16 protein-coding genes and 1 pseudogene are annotated in these 20,501 nt (G+C 40.0%); 10 read left to right on the plus strand and 7 right to left on the minus strand.

The genetic code is table 11. The annotated features are described in order from the left end of the window. Window positions 1-42 precede the first annotated feature (42 nt). The 3 genes and pseudogenes from ggt to MMO38_RS13955 form a co-directional block, all read right to left on the minus strand. On the minus strand, window positions 43-2,037 hold the full coding sequence (ggt, locus tag MMO38_RS13945) for a gamma-glutamyltransferase (RefSeq protein WP_241323927.1): 1,995 nt from the start codon (window positions 2,035-2,037) through the stop codon (window positions 43-45). 286 nt (window positions 2,038-2,323) lie between these two features. Continuing rightward, window positions 2,324-2,545: pseudogene (locus MMO38_RS13950) on the minus strand (EmrA/EmrK family multidrug efflux transporter periplasmic adaptor subunit); the annotation flags it as partial. 245 nt (window positions 2,546-2,790) lie between these two features. After that, window positions 2,791-3,288 (minus strand): thioesterase family protein, encoded by a 498-nt coding sequence (locus tag MMO38_RS13955; protein ID WP_004670177.1) that lies wholly within the window; start codon window positions 3,286-3,288, stop codon window positions 2,791-2,793. 173 nt (window positions 3,289-3,461) lie between these two features. Between MMO38_RS13955 and hemB the strand changes: the two genes are divergently transcribed. Both hemB and thiO read left to right on the plus strand, forming a co-directional pair. Next, window positions 3,462-4,475 (plus strand): porphobilinogen synthase, encoded by a 1,014-nt coding sequence (gene hemB, locus MMO38_RS13960; RefSeq protein ID WP_241323928.1) that lies wholly within the window; start codon window positions 3,462-3,464, stop codon window positions 4,473-4,475. A 10-nt stretch (window positions 4,476-4,485) separates the two neighbouring features. Beyond that, window positions 4,486-5,607, plus strand: coding sequence for a glycine oxidase ThiO (thiO, locus tag MMO38_RS13965; protein WP_005198018.1), 1,122 nt, complete (start codon window positions 4,486-4,488; stop codon window positions 5,605-5,607). On the opposite strand, the gene MMO38_RS13970 is transcribed toward thiO, so the two are convergent. Together MMO38_RS13970 and MMO38_RS13975 are read right to left on the minus strand one after the other, a co-directional pair. Further along, on the minus strand, window positions 5,593-6,501 hold the full coding sequence (locus MMO38_RS13970) for a TIGR01777 family oxidoreductase (protein ID WP_005198021.1): 909 nt from the start codon (window positions 6,499-6,501) through the stop codon (window positions 5,593-5,595). The two genes, thiO and MMO38_RS13970, sit on opposite strands and share 15 nt — an antisense overlap. 74 nt (window positions 6,502-6,575) lie before the next feature. Then, the gene (locus tag MMO38_RS13975) at window positions 6,576-7,022 is read right to left on the minus strand and encodes an ABZJ_00895 family protein (RefSeq protein WP_241323929.1); all 447 of its coding nucleotides are present in this window, start codon (window positions 7,020-7,022) and stop codon (window positions 6,576-6,578) included. 498 nt (window positions 7,023-7,520) lie between these two features. On the opposite strand from MMO38_RS13975, the gene MMO38_RS13980 reads away from it, so the two are divergent. After that, window positions 7,521-7,898 (plus strand): VOC family protein, encoded by a 378-nt coding sequence (locus tag MMO38_RS13980; RefSeq protein ID WP_241323930.1) that lies wholly within the window; start codon window positions 7,521-7,523, stop codon window positions 7,896-7,898. 37 nt (window positions 7,899-7,935) lie between these two features. Further along, complete coding sequence (locus MMO38_RS13985) at window positions 7,936-8,331, plus strand: SMI1/KNR4 family protein (protein WP_005198026.1); 396 nt, start codon at window positions 7,936-7,938, stop codon at window positions 8,329-8,331. 64 nt (window positions 8,332-8,395) lie between these two features. Here the strand turns inward: MMO38_RS13985 and MMO38_RS13990 are convergent, their stop codons facing one another. Continuing rightward, window positions 8,396-9,178: a crotonase/enoyl-CoA hydratase family protein gene (locus MMO38_RS13990; RefSeq protein ID WP_241323931.1), complete on the minus strand. Its 783-nt coding sequence runs from the start codon at window positions 9,176-9,178 to the stop codon at window positions 8,396-8,398. Window positions 9,179-9,649: 471 nt separating this feature from the next. On the opposite strand from MMO38_RS13990, the gene MMO38_RS13995 reads away from it, so the two are divergent. The 4 genes from MMO38_RS13995 to MMO38_RS14010 all read left to right on the plus strand — a co-directional run bounded on the left by MMO38_RS13995 (window position 9,650) and on the right by MMO38_RS14010 (window position 17,421). Next, window positions 9,650-11,689, plus strand: coding sequence for a BCCT family transporter (locus MMO38_RS13995; protein WP_241323932.1), 2,040 nt, complete (start codon window positions 9,650-9,652; stop codon window positions 11,687-11,689). Window positions 11,690-11,856: 167 nt separating this feature from the next. Next, window positions 11,857-13,107: an exonuclease SbcCD subunit D gene (locus MMO38_RS14000; RefSeq protein ID WP_241323933.1), complete on the plus strand. Its 1,251-nt coding sequence runs from the start codon at window positions 11,857-11,859 to the stop codon at window positions 13,105-13,107. 9 nt (window positions 13,108-13,116) lie between these two features. Then, a complete protein-coding gene (locus MMO38_RS14005; RefSeq protein WP_241323934.1) occupies window positions 13,117-16,713 on the plus strand; it encodes an AAA family ATPase in 3,597 nt (1,198 codons plus the stop codon). A 42-nt stretch (window positions 16,714-16,755) separates the two neighbouring features. After that, entirely contained in the window at window positions 16,756-17,421 is a 666-nt protein-coding gene (locus MMO38_RS14010; protein ID WP_241323935.1) for an HAD family hydrolase, read from the plus strand. Between the two features lie 12 nt (window positions 17,422-17,433). On the opposite strand, the gene MMO38_RS14015 is transcribed toward MMO38_RS14010, so the two are convergent. Beyond that, on the minus strand, window positions 17,434-18,126 hold the full coding sequence (locus MMO38_RS14015; RefSeq protein WP_241323936.1) for a YggS family pyridoxal phosphate-dependent enzyme: 693 nt from the start codon (window positions 18,124-18,126) through the stop codon (window positions 17,434-17,436). Between the two features lie 128 nt (window positions 18,127-18,254). On the opposite strand from MMO38_RS14015, the gene MMO38_RS14020 reads away from it, so the two are divergent. Together MMO38_RS14020 and MMO38_RS14025 are read left to right on the plus strand one after the other, a co-directional pair. Continuing rightward, window positions 18,255-19,292 carry a type IV pilus twitching motility protein PilT gene (locus MMO38_RS14020; RefSeq protein WP_004670156.1) on the plus strand — a complete coding sequence of 346 codons (1,038 nt, stop codon included), beginning with the start codon at window positions 18,255-18,257 and terminating at the stop codon, window positions 19,290-19,292. Between the two features lie 27 nt (window positions 19,293-19,319). Then, window positions 19,320-20,438 (plus strand): PilT/PilU family type 4a pilus ATPase, encoded by a 1,119-nt coding sequence (locus tag MMO38_RS14025; protein ID WP_005198037.1) that lies wholly within the window; start codon window positions 19,320-19,322, stop codon window positions 20,436-20,438. Window positions 20,439-20,501: the final 63 nt, after the last annotated feature.

The following is a 20,501-nucleotide window of genomic DNA, read 5'->3' on the forward strand; positions in this document are numbered from 1 at the left end:
CATAAAAAAAGCTGCCAAAAATGACAGCTTTTTAAGTTTAGTCTACAAAGCGCCATTACCTAAAACAATGCCTTCACGGCGTGGATCTGCCCCACCAGCATATTTGCTTTGCTTATCAATTTTGACTTTCATAATCGTTGAAATACCACTCGTTTGCGCAGTATTCGCAACACTATGCCCTTTTGCTTTTAAACCTTCGATCAGCTCAATCAAAGAGAGCTGGTCATTCGAACTGTCAATATTGGTATTTGGGCTATTGGTTGCACCAAAGTTCAACAAAGAAGTTGCTTGCTGAGCATTTAAGTTCCAGTCCAGTGCAGCAACCAAAGTTTTAACCACATATTGAATGATGGTTCCGCCCCCAGGTGAGCCCGTTGCCATATAAAACTCATCTGACGTGGTACCCTTAAAGACTAAAGTAGGTGCCATCGTACTACGAGGACGTTTACCACCTTCCACACGGTTGGCAACCAGTGCCCCTGTGCTGTCATAAGGATTAGCACTAAAGTCAGTCAACTGATTCGACAGTAAGAAACCATCCACCATGTGAAAAGACCCCATACTCGATTCAACAGTCGATGTCATTGAAACCACATTGCCATAAGCATCCACAATCGTGAACTGAGTTGTACCATGGTCAACAGTGTTATCGACACCAAAAGCTGAATTGAAATCACCTGCCTGTGCCACACCCATACTTTGATTTGGATTAATCAAGCCAGCACGTTGTTTTAAATAGTTTTTATCAAGCAAACTTGCAATACCACGCGCAGGTAAAGGTACAAAGTCAGTGTCTGCCACATATTTGTCACGGTCGGCATAGGCCAAACGCTCTGCCTCAGACACCAAATGCACGCCCATTACATCTGGTACTCCACCTTCATTTTCTGGATTTTTAGGTGGGTATTGGGCCATATCAAAGCTTTCTAAAATACCCAGTGTTTGAGCAACAGCTATACCGCCCGAAGATGGAGGTGGCATCGTACAAATGTAGTAACGGTCACGGTAGGTCGTACAAATGGGATGGCGTTTTTTAACTTGATAATCGGATAAATCCTGCAACGTCATCAAGCTTGGTGTCATTGGTGTACGTGCTGGATCATCTCCCACCATCTGCCCAGCCTTTTCAACAATATTCCTAGCCATCGGACCACTATACATTGCCCCAGCTCCTTGAGTTGCAAGTGCTTCTAGCGTTTTTGCATAGTCCTGATTGGTCATGGTTTCACCTACTTTTCTAGGTGTACCATCAGGATAGAAATAGGTCTTCATCGCATTCGCATCAAGCGCTAGATTGTTGGCATTACTTTCAATGGCACTGGCCAATCGCCCCGGAATACGAAAACCATTATCCGCCAAATGAATCGCCTCATCAAAAAGCTGATTCCATTTCAGTTTGCCATGTTCTTGCTGTGCCTGTTCCAACAAACGCATGACGCCCGGCACGCCTATAGAACGTCCACTACGACGTGCACTTGGTACAGGTGCAGGTGAGTTTGGATCATCTATATTTTGGCGAATTAAATAATATTCATTGGCTGCGGCAGGTGCTGTTTCCCGCCCATCATAAGCAGTTACGGTTTTAGTCTTGGCATCGTAGTACATCATAAAACCACTACCAGCAATGGTACTTGATTGCGGCTCAACTAAACCCAGTACAGCTTGTACGGCAACAGCAGCATCAACTGCACTGCCGCCAGCTTTTAAAATATCACAGCCTGCTTTTACCGCGAGTGGGGTATTTGCCACCACCATATATTTATCTGCATATTTTACGGTATGACCTAACTTATAACCCGATGCAGCTTCAGGGGCTGATGGATCACCATTTTGGTTAGATCCAACCACGACACTTGAACCGTCTTGCGCCAATTTGCTACAACTGGTCGGGTCATTATCAACAATTAAATTCGACTGCGGTGGCTGACCAATATTTGAATCATCTTTGGACTGATCTGATGAGGAATCACTTCCACACCCTTGTAATAAACCGACTGCTAATAAGCTACTGAAAAGAAATGTATATCTTTTATTCACGTGATCACTCCACTATTTATGCCTACCTATCCATGCAATTGCTATGCAAGCTTCTTTGTTCTCAGGTATTGAGATTTTTTAATATTTGATAAAATTAAAGTTTTAATAATATTGAATGAGTTAGGTTTATTCCCAGCACCTAATAATATTCCTCCATGGTTTATCTAGCTTAATTTTTAACTGATCTGCCCGATTCTAGCATGCTGTATTTTGATAAATACAAACATAATCTGCCATTTCTAAACTCAACCAGTATTTAAAAAACAAACCCAAAACCATCATCTTGCCCACTAACCATTGAAGTAATCTGAGCAGTTTCTGCGCCGACATAAGCATTATCTGTGCTGACGGAATGATTGAAAAATAGCGCCAAAATCGCATACAAAATTGCGGCAAGAATCAGAATGAGCGCAAAAAATCCAAGAAACTTTTTACGTTTTGCTTTCATCGCATCACCTGATGCCGAGTCTGAAACCATATTCAGTGAATTTGCTGGGGCGTCAGTCATCGGTTATTCCTGAAAATTAAAACGACTTTTTAACTTTTGGTTTAATCAGCTAACCAGCTTAATTTTGAAAACTTAACTGAATATCAAAATTTAAAAGCTAAAGACAGACAAGGGGCTATAATGATTCGGACCATCAGAATCGCTATACCTAAAAAACAAGATTCATAAGGTTTATGATTATTTTTTGATATGGATTATAAAAATAAAAAAAAGCGTCCAAAGACGCTTTAGTATTCAGGAGATGACTAAAATGCATAAGATGCAATTGCGGTTGCAATCGGTTTCTCTTCATCATTGACCATGGTCATGCGCATAGTACAGCCCTTGCGCCCTAAACGTAATGTTTCTGCACGTGCGATGAAGAATTTCCCTCGCCCCGGTGCTAAATAATCAACACGCATATCGACCGTCGCTAAGCGAGAGACTTTTTTAATGGTATCGGGTAAATCTTCAGGGTTTGCACGACGATAAAGTTGTTCCATCGCCACCACGCCACCAATACTATCCAGCATTGTTGCAGCAACACCACCATGCAAAATTTGGAAAGCGACATTACCAATCAGTTCAGATTGCATGTCGATATAACCCTCGATTTGATCATCCACCACTCGCATGACCATGCCACAGTGCTTAAAAAATGGTGAAGAATTAAATGCTTTACAAAGCTGTTTTAATACCACGCCATGATCGGCTTTAGCACCTAACTGAATATTACCTGTCCAGTTTTTCTTTACATCATTCATACGCTGTCTAAATCCAAAGGAACGATAAACATCCCATTATTTTGTACAAATCTAAAATTATGGGGCTACAATAGCGAGGATATTTAATTGACCTAAGCCGCTAAGTTCTCCCCTAGCGTGACTTAAAAAGATTCAATTACTCCTATAGTGTAATACTGAACATCGAGATTGTTATGACTTATACGTTCAATCGTCCAGCTTTTCCTGCGACTCGCATGCGCCGTATCCGTAAAAATGACCAACTTCGTGCCATGGTCAGTGAAACACAACTCACAGCTAATCATTTGATTTATCCAGTATTTGTATTACCTGGACAGCAACAAACGCAAGATATTCCAAGCATGCCAAATGTGCAACGCTTATCTGCTGATTTATTACTCAAAAAAGCTGAAAGCTTGTTGGAACTGGGTGTATCAAAACTTGCATTATTTCCAGTTACCCCACAACAAGATAAAAGTTTAACAGCAGAAGCGGCTTGGGATGAAAATGGTTTAGTACAAACCACCTGCCGTTTATTAAAAAAAGAATTACCTGAAATGGTGTTAATTACAGACGGCGCACTTGATCCATATACCACGCATGGTCAAGACGGAATTATTGATGAGACAGGTTATGTCTTGAATGATGAAACAGTTGAATGCTTGGTTAAACAAGCCTTGAGCCATGCGGCGGCGGGTGCTGATGTAGTTGCACCAAGTGACATGATGGATGGTCGTATTGGTGCGATTCGACAAGCGCTTGAACAAAATGGTTTTATTTATACCAACATCATGTCTTATTCAGCGAAATACGCATCTAGCTTCTATGGTCCATTCCGTGATGCAGTTGGCTCAGCAAGCAACTTAAAAGGCGGCAATAAATATAATTACCAAATGGATATCGGCAACCGTTCCGAAGCGTTGCATGAAATCGCATTGGATCTTCAAGAAGGCGCAGACATGGTGATAGTCAAACCGGGTATGCCTTATCTCGACATCGTCCGTGAGGTAAAAGACACCTTTGGCGTACCGACCTTCATCTATCAGGTCAGTGGTGAATACGCCATGCTTGCAGGCGCGATTCAAAATGGTTGGTTATCTGACAGTGTGATTTTAGAATCATTGATGTGCTGTCGTCGTGCAGGTGCAGATGGTATCTGGACTTATTTTGCAGAAGAAGCAGCGCGTAAACTGAAAGAGATGAAATAGAACTCCACTTATGCATATTGCCATCATTGGTGCAGGGATTAGCGGCTTAATGACTGCACTTGAGCTTGCTGAACAAGGCTGCTCAGTCGATATTTTTGATCAACAACAAGCTGGTCAAGCCGCTTCGTGGGCGGGTGGCGGTATCCTCTCCCCGATGTACCCTTGGCGATATGCGCCTGAAGTGAATCAACTCGCCAAATATGGCAAATCCCTATATCAAAGGTGGAATGAAAAACTATACCCTATCACAGGCATTGATTTTCAAATTCACGATACAGGTATGCTGATTTTTGATAAGGGTGACTTCCAAGTAGGCTTGGAATATGCTGAAAAATATCATGAGCCGATGCAACGTTGTGAATACTTAACAGGCGATGACATCCAACAGGTAAATCAGCATATCTCTGCGGACTTCGAACAAGCAATCTATTTCCCAGAGCTTTCAAATGTCCGCAATCCTCGTTTACTCCAATCACTGATCAGCTATTTAAAACAACACCCTTCAGTCCGTTTTTTTGAATACTGCCCGATTGAAAAACTCATTATTAAAAATAAAAAAGTGCATGGCTTACAGGCGGAAGATGGGCAACAATATTTTGCCGATCAAGTGGTACTCGCGTCTGGTGCATGGAGTCAACACTGGGTTGAACAAATACAACGAAACATTCCTGTTCATCCCGTTCAAGGTCAGATGCTACTGTTTAAAACCCCTGAGAACTGGCTCCCCACCATGTGTATGAATCGTGTGATGTATCTGATTCCACGTCAAGATGGTCATATCGTTTGTGGTTCGAGTATGTCGGAGTGTGGATTTAGCACTACCGTTGATCAACAAACCCAGCACAACATTTTAACGGCTTGTTTGGAGATGATTCCTGAGTTGGAACAGTTCCCGATTGTGAAACGTTGGGCAGGCTTACGCCCTAGTTCGCCACACGGTATTCCTTATATTGGTGCAATGCCTGAAATAGAAAATCTATGGGCAAACTTTGGACATTTCCGTAATGGGCTATGTATGGGTGCTGGATCGGCTCAACTTCTACGCCAGTTGATATTAGGACAAGAAACTTTTGTCAATCCAACAGCTTATTCACCTCAACGATTGCAGCGCTTGGCCTTAGTCACGCCTTAGAATTTGTTGTAATGCAGACTCAAGATCGGGATAACTAAATTCAAACCCATGCGCTAATAACGCACTTGGTTGTACATATTGCCCATTTAAAATCAATTGCGACTGTTCACCTAAGCTCCATTCAAAGATACATTTTGGCATCCGCATAAATGGTTTACGCTTTAAAACGTTGGCTGCAATACGGGCAAATCGCTGTTGATTGGATTGTTCAGGAGCAACAAGATTATAAACCTTTTGCGAGCTTTCCAAGGTCAATAAAAACAACATGGCGCGCAGCACATCCTGAATATGAATCCATACTACGGGTTGTAATCCTGTACCAATTTTACTGACCATATTCAATTTAATAGGCAAAAGCATCTGCGGTAAGATCCCACCATCACCCGCAAAAACCACACCTAAACGAATGATCTTGGTATTTTGATTAGAAAATTTTAATGCTGCCTGTTCCCAGGCTTGGCATAGTTCTGACATAAAAATATCGTGTGGAGGCGAATTTTCATCGCACACTGTCGCCCATTGTTCAGTCGGATCAATCCCGTAATAACCAATCGCTGAACCTGAAATAATACATTTAGGATAAATCTGTTTACGCTCTAACCATTCATAGAGCTTTTCTGTCGTACTGACTCGGCTTTCTATGAGTTGCCTTTTTCGTTGTTCGCTCCAGCGTTTCTGCCCAATACTTTCACCAGCGAGATTAATCACATAGTCTATTTCAACGCACTGGATCTGCTCTAAATCATTCACCCAAGTTAAATGCGGATGTTGAGATGCGTTTTGTTTTTGTCGAGTTAAGGCAATAACTTGATATTGTTGTTCTAACAGAAACGGTAAAAGATGAGAGCCGATGAAACCACTCGCACCAGTTACCAGTACAGTCAATTTTTGCATGATGCTACCTATCAAAAATGATATGTATAAGTAGCTATAACAGAATAAAAATGAATTACAAGATGACTTTGAAACTATCCAAACATCTTATGCGCCATTCGCTGTGCTTGCTTGCCATAAAACCAATAAGTAATTAAGAATAATGGAATCGCCAGCATCAACCACATCGCGAGTACAGTCAGCATGAATTTAGGTTGTTGCAAATACAAGAGGAAGTTCTGCCAAACTTCAGGATCTTTACGAGCAAAGATAAATAGCCCCAACAATAAGCCCAATACGTTATATCCCCAAAAAATCAAGGTAAAGGCGAGTGTTAAACGTTTTTTCTCTTGGATACTGGGTGCACGTTGTTGTTGTTTTAAAAATTTGAATAATACAAAGATGATCGCAATCAGATAAGGAAGTGCGGTGAGGATACCGCCGATACTATTTGGTAAAATCGCAGCCAGCACACCAGCCAATAAAGTCGAAATGAGACAAATGATAAAAAACCATAAATAATACAAACGCAATGAAATCATAAGCATATACCCAATTAGATCGACCTTAATCAATGATTATAGTTTTTTTTCACTTTTTTTTCATTTTTATGTCAACCAATCTGCATCTAGTCTCGTTATATAGAGTACAAGGTCGCAGCAACCGAAGCTACATTGCACGGCATCCGCAACGTTTTCGGTGACCTTTCATTATGACTTTTCCTCTTCGGAATTGGTTTTGTTAGCAGCCAGAACTTATGATGAAGATTTGACCGACGATTTACCATCACTCGAATCGTCGGTTTTTATTTGCCTAAAATTTGTGTTTTAAATGCCGCCTGCTCTACAAGTCATGGTGTATTCGCTAATTTAATTACATTCATTTTCAATACGTTTATCTCAAAATGATTAAACGAATAAAATTTGTATTTCCAGTCAAGGGATGTATTCCAATAAAGCATACTTACATAAATCTTTATGTCCAGATCACCCAATCTATTTAGAATAATTCAAAGACAATAAAGACAAAGGAATAAATGGATGAACGCTATTATTTATTTTGAAATCCAATCTTCAAACCCGCAACGTGATACCACTTTTTATGCGTCGGCTTTTGGCTGGAAGTTTGAAAAAGTAGAGGATTTGCCAATTGAATACTATCGCATAGAAACTGACGGCATTCACGGTGGTTTATTACAGCGCCCTGTTGCAACCCCACCGACTGAGTGTGGTACCAATGCCTATACCTGCACCATAGAAGTTGCAAACTTCGATGAAACAGCCGCTAAAATTTTAAGCCTAGGAGGTATTGTGGCAATGGATAAATTTGCCATTCCAAATCGTTGCTGGCAGGGCTATTTCCTCGATTTAGATAATAATGTTTTTGGGATTTGTGAAATGGATGAAAAAGCTATATAAAATAGACCATTGAATTCAATCTTATTGAGATTTAACTATGCCTTTTCCCATAGAGGAAGAATATATTTTAGCTACGGAAAAAGAGCTGAATCTCGTTTTCCCCCAATCATTTAAAAATAAGATGCTTGAGGAAAATGGTGGTGATGTTTTTATCGCAGAAGATTACTGGCAAATTTTCCCATTTTTTGATCAATCCAATCAAAAACGAAAAATCCGTACTTGTAATCATCTTTTGCATGAAACAAAACTTGCGAGACAGTGGGTCGGTTTTCCTGAACTTGCCATTGCTATCGCTCGTAATGGGTGCGGAGATTATTTAATTTTTCTTCCCTATGATCACACACCACAAACACTTTCAGATGCTGTCTACATTTGGTTTCATGGTACTAATGAAATACAGCAAGTTGCTTCAGATTTTAAGCAATTGTACTAATCAAATTTTAAACTTGAATCAACTTAAAAGATATTCTTTTGATTGATAGATAACACCTCGAGACTTATTGCCCCTTAAACTGCGGCGGACGCTTTTCTAGCATGGCACGTATACCCTCTTGAGCATCCTCAGATTCAAATAATGGTTTAAGGTAATTATCCATTTTCTGAAATGCAACAGTTTGCCCTAGCGTCACAGCATCCGTTGCCGAAGCCAGTAAAGCTTGTACAGCAAGAGGCGCAGCAATACAGATTTCTTGAGCAATTTCTATGGCACGATCAAGTTGTTTGCCCTGTTCAACGACCTCAGAAACAAGATTCAATTCATTTGCAGTCTGACTATCAAACGTTTTACCTGTTAATAAATATGGCATCGCTTTTTGCCAGCCTGCGGCCTGCACAAAGCGTACCGTTGCACCCCCAAAAGGCATAATGCCACGTAATACTTCAAGTTGACCAAATACAGTATCTTCACTCGCGATCACCACATCAGCATTGAGCATCAACTCCACCCCTGCGGTATAGCAGATTCCTTGTACCGCAACGATCAAGGGTTTGGTTCTGTGCCGACCGCCAACGCCCCAAGGATTAATTTGATTTTCATCAAAATTGAAAATTCCCTCTGAGATTTTGGACTGCAATTCAACAAGATCCAAACCTGCGGTAAAGTGATCACCATGAGCAAAAATCACGGCGCAACGCAATTCAGGATCATCTTCATATTCCGTCAAAGCTTGGGACAAAGCTGAAATCATATGGCTATCAAAAGCATTGCGTTTGGGGACTCGGTCTAACCCAATCAACATGATATGATCAATTATTTCGCGGCTTACTTTACCTAAGCTCATTTTCTATTTCCTCTTTTTTTAAATAGACTTCTTTCATACATGCCCTTGCGGAACTTCAATCGTTCCTCATTCTCCGATCAGAGAAATACAAAGAAGGTGTAAATAATTAAAGCGTCGAATCATCATTTAAATATCAAACTAGAGGATCGTTTAAAGATGATCAATGATCATCTTGTACAGTATTTTTTCCTCAATATTTGGCGATTGCAGATGATATTTTTAAAGTGATCCATCCAAGTTCATAAGCACGAATCCACTGTAAAAATTCTTTTAGCTTTGTGTTTTGTATTTTTTGTTGATTTGTACTATCTGGTTTTTGACGATAGTATGTTCAATATGAACAAAATTATGTCGACCCAAGCACATTCCTATTCATACCGATTCAAACGAAATATCATTTATCAATGATGTTATATAAACCCTCGATCGACTTAGAAATTAAAGAAATATATCGAATTAGCAAGGTTTTATATGACATTTACTGAAACGAAAGGTTTTTTTAGAACCGCAATTTTATTTCCCGTATTTATCCCAACCATCATCGTCATTGTGTTGGTTCTTCTCGGCACCATCAGCAATCCAGAATTAGCAGGGCAGTTTTTCTCTCAAGTTCTCAATTATGTGACCAACACCTTTGGTTGGTTTTACATGCTCGCAGTCGCCGCATTTCTCATTTTTATTGTCGGGATTGCGATGAGTAACTGGGGAAATATCAAGTTAGGCCCAGATCATGCTGAACCTGAGTATAGTTTCTTGTCGTGGTTTGCCATGCTCTTTTCAGCTGGTTACGGCATCGCATTGCTCTTTTTTGGCGTTGCAGAGCCCGTTTTACATTTTAGTGCCCCGCCTCAAGGCGCTCCAGGAACGATTGAAGCTGCAAAACAAGCGATGCAGATTTCATATTTCCACTGGGGATTTCATATCTGGGCTATCTATGGTGTGGTCGGATTGTCACTCGCTTATTTTACTTTTCGACATGGGCTACCACTTGCCATGCGCTCCACACTGTTCCCATTTATTGGAAATAGAATAAATGGCTGGATGGGACATACTGTTGATACCTTTGCAGTTTTAGGGACTTTATTTGGTATTGCAACCACGCTAGGGTTATCTGTCACTCAGATCAATACAGGTGTAAATTACTTATTCCCCTCTATTCCCGTCAGTATCCCTGTACAAATTGCGACCATTTTAATTATTACCTTATTAGCCACATTTTCAGTTGTCGCAGGCATGGATAAAGGTATTAAACGACTATCGGTCATCAATATTGGGCTCGCAGTGGCACTGATGCTTTTTGTGTTTATCGTCGGACCAACTTTATTTATTTTACAAACCTTTGTAGAAAATACAGGAAGTTATCTCAGCAATCTCGTCGAGAGAACTTTTAGTTTACAGGCCTATACAGCAAATGATTGGATTGGTAACTGGACATTATTCATCTTTGGATGGACGATTTCTTGGGCGCCATTTGTAGGAATCTTTATTGCGAAAATTAGTCGCGGGCGAACCATTCGACAGTTCATCGTGGGTATCATGCTCATTCCGACTATTTTTACCTTTTTATGGTTCTCTGTGTTCGGTGATACGGCATTACATTTAATTTTAGTCGAAGGTTACCAGTCTCTCGTTCAAGATGTGCAGCAAGACAAAGCCATTGCATTGTTTAAGTTATATGAGCACTTACCCCTCACCACTTTATTGTCCGTTTTGAGTGTAATCCTCATTATTACTTTTTTCGTTACCTCTGCGGACTCTGGAGCATTGGTTATTGACTCATTGACCTCAGGTGGCGTAACCGATACCCCGATATGGCAACGTGTATTTTGGACCACAACACAAGGTCTTATTGCTTCAGGCTTATTACTTGCAGGTGGGCTTTCAGCCCTACAAACTGCATCCATCGTGAGTGCATTACCTTTTACCATTATTATGTTAATCGCCATCATCGGGTTGTGCAAAGCACTGGCGATCGAACAACATCGAAATACCAGTTTGACCCATCATCAACCTTCACAGCATAACGCACAAAAAAATGATGATACTGAAACTTTAATACAAAGGCGTCTCAACTATTTAGTGGCCTTTCCAACCCAAGAACAAGTCAGAGAGTTTATTGCATCTACCGCGTATCAAAGTATCGAGGCAGTGAAACAAGGCTTCCAAGAAAAAGATTGGCCATTTGAAGTGACCTATGATGAGGTAAATGCTCGGGTACAGCTTAAATTATCAGAACCCAATAATGTTGAGTTTATCTACGAAATACGAATGTGTGAATACAGCACGCCAAGCTATATGAAAGAGCTGAAGCGTAAGGAATATGCTGACCAAGAAAAATATTATAGAGCAGAAGTTTTCTTACTTCGCGGAGGACGTGCTTATGATGTATATGGCTTCGATCAAAGCTCACTCATCAATGATATTTTAAATCAGTTTGAGAAATACCTTCACTTCTTGCATATTTCGCCTAAAACATTACCGTGGAAAATGGAGAATGACTTTCATCATTAATTCATAACGCTGTAGAGAGATTATAAGTTCAGCAAAGCATTTCGATGCTTTGCTGAACGATCTTCAATCAATTTAAGCGTACTTGTTGCATTCAAATAACGCCATTCCATTTTCTCGCTGTAAATTATGCTACCTTATTCCTATTCAAAACTGGGACTTTCCATTTCATGACCGTGCGTTTTTTTCATACTTCTGACTGGCATTTGGGGCAATTTTTTTATAATCACTCCCGCCATTACGAACATGAACAATTTTTGGCATGGTTACTTGAACAAATCAAGGTAAAACAACCACATGCTTTGCTGATCGCAGGTGACATTTTTGATGTGATCAATCCCAGTTCACAAGCCCAAAAGCAACTCTATCAATTCTTAGCCGATGCGCATGACATCGCACCTCAGATGCAAACCTTGATGATTGCAGGGAATCACGATTCAGGCTACCGCATCGAACAAGTTGAACCCCTTTTAGAAAAATACAATGCCAAAACAGTCGGTGTAATTCGTTGGAATGAAGATAAAAGTCTGGATTTAGAGCGTTTGATTTTGCCGATTTATAATGAGCATAAACAGGTTGTAGCATGGTGCATTGCCCTACCATTTTTACGTTCGGCCGAAATCACGGGCTTTAATGAACATACCACTCACAGCCAAAATGCGATTGCCTATTTACATCAACAATTGATCGCTGAGGCAAAACGCAGAAAAACCGATAATCAAGCCCTCATCCTAATGTCCCATGCACATATGCAAGGCGGTGAAACGTCAGATTCTGAACGCCCGATTATCATTGGCAATGAAGAAGCACTTTCCACCACGCTATTTGATGATGTGATTGATTATGTGGCTTTAGGTCATCTGCATAAACCACAAAAAGTACAACATTCGCATATCCGTTATAGTGGCTCACCGATTCCACTGTCATTTAGTGAAATCAACTATAAACACCAAGTGGTTGAGGTCACCATTGATCCAGAAAAAGACCAAAATAAATTTGAATTTGAAGCCATCGCTATCCCACGATCCATTCAACTTCATAAAATTAAAGGTGAACTCACTGAAGTGATGCAACGCCTAAAAAGTTTAGCGAACGAAGTGATTGAGAATATTGATCATCGAGAATATGTCGATATTGAATATCACACGGCGACCCCTCCTCAACCCAATTTAAGACAACAATTTGAAGATACCTTACCCAAAGATCGCTATCGTTTAGTGCGGATTTCAAGACAATACTTATCCAATGAAAATAATGCTGAGATGAAGCAAAGTATTAGCCTTGAACCACCGACGCCTGAAAAACTATTTCAGCAAATTTGGCAAAAAAAAGGTTATAGCGTTGATGATGACGTCAGCAAAGACTTCCTAAGTTTGGTTGCCGAAGCACAAAAACAACTTGAAGATGATCACCGTAACTAAAGAGCTGCCATGAAAATTTTATCGATCCGACTTAAAAATTTGGCATCTCTAGCAGGTGAACATTTTATTGATTTTGAAACTGAGCCTTTAGCCAATGCTGGGTTGATTGCGATTATTGGAAAAACTGGCGCAGGTAAATCCACTATTTTAGATGCCATGTGTCTTGCGCTATTTAATAAAATTCCAAGACTTAAAGACAGTGATGGCAAACTCTTGGATGTGGACGGTTCAGAATTACTCACTAATTCTCCTCTCACAGTGTTACGGCGTGGTACTGGTCATGGATTTGCTGAACTGTGTTTTGTGGCGCAAGATCAAAAACAGTATTTAGCTCGTTGGGAAATTAAACGCGCGCGTGAAAATGCCAATGGTAAATTACAAAGCGTACAGCGCTCGCTGAAATGCTTAACCGATGGTGTGGTCATTGCCGATAAAACCAAAGCCGTAGAAAATCATATTCAACAAATCACCCAACTCAGTTTTGAGCAATTCACGCGTGCAGTTTTACTGGCACAATCAGAAGTGACTGCATTTCTCAAAGCCCGTGATAATGAACGTGGTGAATTATTAGAATATCTGACTAATTCCAGTATCTTTGCGAAGATTGGTCAATTGGCATTTGAAAAAACGAAAGAAATTAGCAATCAACGTAAACAACTAGAAAATGTGTTGGGTCATATTGAAATCCGTTCGGATGAGGAAATTGCTGAGCTAAAAAATAAATTTCAACAGCTACAACAACAAGTTCAACAATTTGAAAATGAAAAAAATCAACTTAAACAACAACAGCAGTGGTTTGAACAAAAACATAAGATGGAAAGTGAAATTGTCTTAAAACAGCAATACCACGCCACTCAACTCAAGGCCCATGATAGCTTAGCAGCAGATCGTCAATTGCTCGTACAACTAGAGACCTTCTCAGACATACGACCAGTTATTTTCCAGCAACAACAACTTCAAAAAACACAACAACAACTCGAACCTCAAATTCAGCAAAAACAAAATAGCTTCGCGACTTTATCGACTCAATTCGAGCAAGAAAAAACGCTGTATTCCCAAGCAGAATCAGCATTAAATCAATTTCTAAATTTTGAACAAAAGCACCACAAAGAACTTGCCGATTTAAGAACATATTTGCAAAAACGCGAACATATTAAAGATGACTATAACAAAACCAAAAATCGATTAATCCAAATTGAAAACCAACAACAGCCTTTGCAAACTCAGCAGCAACAGTTTGAGCAAAGTATTCAAACCCTAATTGAACAACAAAAAATTTGCAGCAAGCAGCAACAACAAAGCACTCAATTCTCACCTTTAGATAAAGGTTTAAATGCGCATATCCAACAACTCAGACAATTTATCCAACAACACCAAAAAGCTGAAAATGCTTTAGGTAATATTCAACACGCCCAAGCCAAACTTGAGCAAGATCAAATAAGGCTAAATGGTTTAGTTCAACAATTTGGAACAGCGCAGCAGATCGATATTCAGCTTGAGCAAAAACAGAAATTAAAAGAACAACAACAAAATCGACTAAATCAACTCGATATCATTCAGCAAAAACTTCAGCACTATTTTGAGTTAAAAAATGAAGTCTTGTCTTTGCAAAGCAAATTCGAGATTGTACAGCAGCAATCTCAACAGCTTGAACAGAATAAGAAAAAAACTGAGCAAGATTATCAATCTGCAAAAAATGAACGTGAAAAATTACAAGATATCTTGCAGCAACAACGTTTATTACATGCAGAAAATATTGAACATTTACGCGCTCAACTGAAACAAGGTGAAGCCTGTGTAGTTTGCGGTAGTACCGAACACCCCTACCGTGCTAATGCCAGTCAGATTTCTAAAGCGTTGTATGAACTTCAACAGCAGCAAGAACAACAAGCAATTCAGCAGGAACAGCAGTGTTTTCAGCTTTGGCAAACCACCCAGCAACAATTGACTCAGATTCAGACTGAACAAGTACAGTTACAAAATGCTTTGCAACAGATCAGTGAAAAATTAAAGATTCAGGATCATCAATTACAGCAGCTTATAGTGCAATCCGAAATTCAACTAGATTTCAATTTGGCTCAGCATGAAATCACAGCATCGTTGCAACTTTTAGTCACCCAATCAATGCAATCTAAACAACAGATTGAAATAGATCTACAACAACTCAGCCAAGCCCATAAAGATCAATACAACCTAACGCAGATCATTCAAAATACACGTCATCAACTTGAAACAGTACAACAGTTACAACAACACATTCAGCATATCGTTGACTGCCTGAATCCCGATGAGAAAATATCATGGTCTGCACAAACCTTGTCATTTTCACAGCAAATTTTGCAGTGTTTGCAGCAGCGTAATCAGCAACTTGATCACGCAGAAAGTCTCATCAAGCAAATGGAGCATGCGGATCAACAATTGAGCTTATTAAAATCGAATTTGGCTGGATTAACCGCACAACACACCGATTTAAAACAACAATTAAAAGATATCGAAGCCAAAGGTAAACAAAATACTGAAGCAGCCAATCAACTGATCGTTATCATGACGGGTTCAACTGAATTCAAAGCCAATGAATGGTTAACTCAACATGATCAACAACGTCAGCAATTGCAGCGTCAATATCAGCAAGTGAAGCAAAGTTTTGAGCAATCCCGTCAAAACTTTGAACAGCAAAAAAATGAATTGGAACAACTTAAAGCGCAACACCAGCAGAATCATCATTCGCTTGAACAATGTAAAGCTGAAGTAGCGACATGGCTGACTCAACACGAACATTTTACTGAAGGCCAACTTAGCGAGTTACTTGCAATTTCATCCCTCCAAGAACAGCAGATTCGTTTAGCCATACAAAATGCAGATCGTCTCTTGAGTGAAGCAGACTACGCACTTAAAACAATCCAAGAACAACGAAATGCACATCTACAACAGCAACCGAATATTCAAGCTGAACAACTGACTGAATTAATGAATAGCAACCAAGAAAATTTACAGCAAACAATAGATCAACGAGATCAACTCAAACTTCAACTTGAATTACATCAACAAAACCTCGCCAAACAAAAACAGTTTGCTGATCAAATTCAACAAATTCAGCAACAAGAACACCGTTGGAATAAGATTTCCAGTCTCATCGGAGACTCAAAAGGCAAAGATTTCCGTGATTTAGCACAGCAATATAATCTCGATATTTTATTGGAATATTCCAATCAACAGCTGGCGATGTTGTCGCAACGTTATACCCTCAAACGTTTAGATAATTCCCTCAGCCTTGCGATTATTGATCATGATATGGACGGCGAAACCCGTTCTGTTGCATCGCTTTCTGGTGGGGAATCATTCCTCACTGCCCTTGCGATTTCATTGGCGATCGCCAATATGGCATCAGGTTCGATGAAAATCGAGTCGCTATTTATTGATGAAGGCTTTGGGACTCTGGATGCATCTTCGTTGCATATGGTGATGAATGCACTTGATCATCTTCAAAGCCAAGGGCGTAAAGTGGTGTTAATCTCGCACATTCAAGAAATGCATGAGCGCATTCCTGTACAGATTCAGGTACAGCCGATTGGTTCAGGTTCGAGTCGGATTGAAATTATTGGTTAACTCACTTTATAGTGAATAAATAGTCACAACGGTTCAATTGAAATGAAACAGAACAAAGCTATTATTTTTGACCTTGATCAGACTCTGCTTGATCGGACAACTTCTCTCATCAGATTCCTAACTTGGCAAACGAATTACTTTCGATTAATTCCCAATCAAATCAAACAACAATTTATCCAACGCTTTCTTGATATAGACGATAAGGGCAAAGTTTGGAAAGATGTTGTTTATGAAAAATTAACTCAAGAGTTTATGATCAAACATATTTCTAAAGAGCAACTATTAGAAAGTTATATCAATGATTTCAATAAATTTTCATGTTGTTTCAGAAATGTTGAAGAAACGATTCTTGATCTTAAACAGAAAGGTTATTTAATTGGATTAGTCTCTAACGGGAAGACACCCTTTCAAGAACATAATTTTTATGCATTAGGTCTGACTGAGTTCTTTTCAAGTATTATCGTTTCTGAAGCAGTTGGACTCCGAAAACCTGATCCAGAAATCTTTCTATTGTCATGTACACAACTTGATGTGCATCCACAAGATTGTATCTTCGTTGGAGATAATGAAATAGCAGATATACAAGGTGCAAAAAAAGTTGGTATGAGAACCATCTTCTTTCACCCTGATCCGCAAGTGGAATCATTGATTGCCGATGCTAACTTACATAATTACGAAAAATTCAGTGAAATTTTAAAGCATTTATAATTTAGATTACGCTCAACTCTTACTTGAATAATCCCTTGCACCAAACAACGCTGTCCCAACTCTGACCATCGTTGAACCTGCTGCAATTGCGGCATCCAAATCTCCCGACATCCCCATACTCAACGTATCCCAATCTTGAGGCTGTGCATGTTGAGACTTTACTTGCTCAAATAAAGCTTGAGCATCAGCAAACGCAGCATGATTTTCAGGTGCAGGAATCACCATCAAACCACGTAGGCGCAGATTTGGCAGTTGGCTGATTTGCTGAACCAACTCCGCCACTTCATCAGGCTGACAACCATCTTTAGAGTCTTGTCCATCAATATTCACCTGAAGACAAATATTCAAAGCATGCTGACCATCTAAACGCTGATTAGACAACCGTTCAGCAATAATCAAACGATCTACCCCATGCACCCAATCAAATTTTTCCGCTAACTGTTTGGTTTTATTGCGTTGTACATGACCAATAAAATGCCATTCGATCTCTAAATCTTTTAGATCATCTATTTTTTCTAAAGCTTCCTGCAAATAATTTTCGCCAAAACAACGTTGTCCAGCCGCGTACATTTCTTGGAGACTGCTACTCGGATGCATTTTGGAGACAGCCAATAATTGTACAGATGCTGCCGTTCGATTAACTCGCTGACAAGCCTGTTCGATTTGGCTTAATACTTGTTGGCGCTGCTGTTGGAGTAAATTCATTGACACAGTTCTCATTCACGACATCTTTTTTTGCATAACCACAATCAGAAGTCTTGGTAAGCTTCGGGGAAAGTCTTATATTATTCTACAAAATAATGAATTACTTTTTTAATTGTTTCGGGGAAATTATGGATATCACAGAATTACTCGCCTTTTCAGTAAAAAATGGTGCATCGGATTTGCACCTTTCGGCGGGCATGCCACCGATGATTCGTGTAGATGGTGAGGTTCGCCGAATTAATCTACCCGCTCTAGAGCACAAAGATGTCCATCGTCTCGTTTATGACATCATGAATGACAAACAACGTCGTGATTTTGAAGAAGACCTTGAAACCGACTTTTCATTTGAAGTCCCAAACATTGCCCGTTTCCGTGTGAACGCATTTAACCAAAACCGTGGTGCTGGTGCTGTCTTCCGTACCATTCCATCTAAAGTTTTGACGATGGAAGACTTGGGTTTAGGCACAATTTTCAAGCAAATCTGCGATTATCCACGTGGTATTGTATTGGTTACAGGACCAACAGGTTCAGGTAAATCGACCACCCTTGCAGCGATGATCGACTATATCAACGAAAATCGTTATGACCATATTTTAACAGTTGAAGACCCAATCGAATTTGTACATCAATCTAAAAAATGTCTAATCAACCAACGTGAAGTGCATCGTGATACACATGGCTTTAATGAAGCATTACGCTCAGCACTGCGTGAAGACCCTGATATTATTCTAGTCGGTGAGATGCGTGACTTAGAAACCATTCGTCTTGCTTTAACCGCAGCAGAAACAGGTCACTTGGTCTTTGGTACGCTGCATACCACTTCAGCAGCCAAAACCATTGACCGTGTGATCGATGTATTCCCTGCTGAAGAAAAAGATATGGTTCGTGCCATGCTCTCGGAATCATTACAGGCGGTAATTTCTCAAACATTGTTGAAAAAGAATGGTGGTGGTCGTGTGGCTGCACACGAGATCATGATCGGGATTCCTGCGATTCGTAACCTTGTTCGTGAAAATAAAGTCGCACAAATGTACTCTGCGATTCAGACGGGCGCCAACTACGGTATGACCACATTAGATCAAAGTCTTAAAACACTGGTTTCTAAAGGTCTGATTAGTCCTCAAACGGCACGTACCGCAGCCAAGCAACCTGAATCATTCCTATAAAAATTACAAATGGATTAGAGAAATCTCATGGACTTTAATGACTTGCTCAATTTGATGATTCAACAAAACGCATCTGACTTATTTGTCACTGATGATGTAGAACCATCGATGAAAATTAACGGACAGATTGTCCCTGTAGCCAAAACAAAATTATCAGGTGAAATCGTCGGTCAGTTACTGCACTCAATTATGAGTGATAAACAACGCAAAGAATTTGCGGAAACACGTGAATGTAACTTTGCGATTATGAACCGTGAAAAAACCGCACGTTTCCGTGTCAGTGCATTTCAACAACGTGATATGCCAGGCATGGTATTACGTCGAATTGAAACCGTCATTCCAACGATGGATGAGTTGAAACTTCCAACCGTACTCAAAGATCTTGCCATGACCAAGCGCGGCATTATTATCTTTGTTGGTGCAACAGGAACAGGTAAATCTACCTCTTTGGCTTCGATGATTGGTTTCCGTAACCACAACTCCAAAGGTCATATTATTACCATCGAGGACCCGATTGAATTTGTACATCAACATGCAGGTTGTATCGTCACGCAACGCGAAGTCGGTATTGATACTGACTCATTTGAAGTTGCTTTAAAAAATACACTACGTCAGGCACCTGATGTTATTTTGATTGGTGAGATTCGTTCTCGTGAGACCATGGACTATGCGATTGCTTTTGCAGAAACTGGTCACTTGGTATTGGCAACCCTACACGCAAACAACGCCAACCAAGCACTGGATCGTATTATTCACTTTTTTGAAGCAGATCGTCATACGCAACTGTATATGGATTTGTCACTAAATTTAAAAGCAATGGTTGCTCAGCAATTGATTCCAACACCAGATGGCAATTCACGACGTGCAGCAATTGAAATTTTAATCAATACACCATTATTAGCTGATTATATCCGTAAGGGCGAGATTCATGAGATCAAAGATCTGATGAAACGTTCGCGTGAACTTGGCATGCAAACCTTTGACCAAGCCTTATTCGACCTCTATAAATCAGGTGAAATCACTTATAAAGATGCACTTAAACATGCAGATTCACCAAATGATTTACGTCTCACCATTAAACTTTCAGAAGAAGGTGCAGACCAACTCTTAAATGCGAGTCGCAATATTACCTTTGATGGTCAGTAAAATCTCCCCTAGCCCCTCTTTATCAAAGAGGGGTACTCCTCCCTTTGATAAAGGGAGGTTGGG

The sequence above is a fragment of the Acinetobacter sp. NIPH 1852 genome (assembly GCF_022549455.1).
In the GTDB taxonomy this organism is placed as follows: domain Bacteria; phylum Pseudomonadota; class Gammaproteobacteria; order Pseudomonadales; family Moraxellaceae; genus Acinetobacter.